This window comes from Rhodococcus sp. EPR-157, from assembly GCF_001647195.1.
In the GTDB taxonomy this organism is placed as follows: Bacteria; Actinomycetota; Actinomycetes; order Mycobacteriales; family Mycobacteriaceae; genus Rhodococcoides.
In genome coordinates this window covers 1-1,335 of the sequence record NZ_LVCV01000011.1, presented here as the reverse complement: position 1 = coordinate 1,335, position 1,335 = coordinate 1, and the positions used below count along the sequence as shown (strand labels likewise).

The 1,335-nt window shown below is 63.8% G+C and carries 1 protein-coding gene and 1 pseudogene; one reads left to right on the top strand and one right to left on the bottom strand.

Translation table 11 applies throughout. The annotated features are described in order from the left end of the window. Positions 1-365, top strand: a 365-nt coding sequence (locus A2J03_RS30810; protein WP_197480541.1) for a hypothetical protein, incomplete at its 5' end; no start/stop codon positions are given. Between the two features lie 577 nt (positions 366-942). On the opposite strand, the pseudogene A2J03_RS30805 reads toward A2J03_RS30810, so the two are convergent. Further along, a pseudogene (locus A2J03_RS30805) lies at positions 943-1,335 on the bottom strand (hypothetical protein); the annotation flags it as partial.

Sequence of the window (1,335 nt, the reverse complement as noted above, 5' to 3'; positions counted from 1 at the left end):
CCGAGACTCTGACGATCGTCGTCGCGTTCCGCGAACCGGAATTGTGCAGCGCAGACATGGCGCGCAAACTGCAGCAACTCGCCCTCGAACACCCGTATATCGAGGCTCTCGATGCACCCCGCGCACTGTTCTCCGCCACCGACGGGGTACGCCATGCCGATCTGGTTCAGCCGTCGGAAAGAATCGGTGCCGTCGCCGTCATCGGCCAACGGTTCTACTGCGCCCTGGTCGCGCGTCCGATCGACCCTGACAATTCAGTCTCACCGTCCAGTCAGTGGATGTACTTCTTCACCGTCGATCCAGCCCAGGTCTGCGCCGCCGCACACACGCTCATCGTGAACAGTACGAGCCCCACCGACCCTTAAATCCCACCCGCATACGTCGAGCGGGCTGGGCTGACACCTCGAATCTCGAATACTTGCCGAACGCCGATGTCCTGCCGAAGGTCGACCTCCCGCAGCGGCGGAATGTTCGAGATCGTCGTCGAAGTCCCAGTCCTGGTCGATAGCGGCGATACTGACCCCAACGATCTCGCTGCCGTATCGAAAACGCCTGCACTGGTGCAGACTTCGGAACAGTCCGGTACTGGTAAAGAAGGTCTAGTGGTTGGACGGACCCAACGCCGACGCGATCAACGCATCCTTCGAGCTGTACGGTATCGCCGACAAACGCAGATCCACGTCCTCGATCGAATACACGCCATCGCGGCCGTCTACGAGGAGCCGTTTCTTACAACCGCGCCCGGCGCGTTCCATCGGGACGACCACGTCGAGCGGCAGGCACCGTCGACGAAGTTTCCGACCTTGGAGAACTGGTTCGCAGAATGTCGGCGGGATCCTCGCCCGCCAGCACTCGACCAGTGTGGGCAAGAACCGGGTGCTCTGCCCACGCTGGTTCGAGTATCCCGACGTCGCGGTGGACCAAAGGTGCGGATGCCCGGTCCTAGATGCGTGGTCCGCGGGTCGGTCCGGGTCGTCGGGCTTGCTGCTGGCGTAGTTGTTCGCGGCGTTCGGCTTTGCGTTGCTCGCCGAGGCGGCGTTGTTCTGCCGCGCGTTGCTCTGCAGCCTCTCGGCGCGCCCGGTCCGTGTCGACGATCGGATCGGGTGTCGCAGGTTGTGGAGTCGGTGCCGACTGCTGTCCGGGGCGTGCGTGTGCGGGCTCCAACACGGGTGCGGTGATCGTCTTGATGCGGGCGTTGACTTGATCCCACGCGCGAGCCGCTTCCCCGTGTTCGGGTCGATCGCCGATGAGAGTGCGGTCGGTGTCGATGCCGAATTGTTCTCGGTAGGCCCCGACTTGGCCGGCGGTGATCTGCCAGCGCAGTCGGGCACCGCC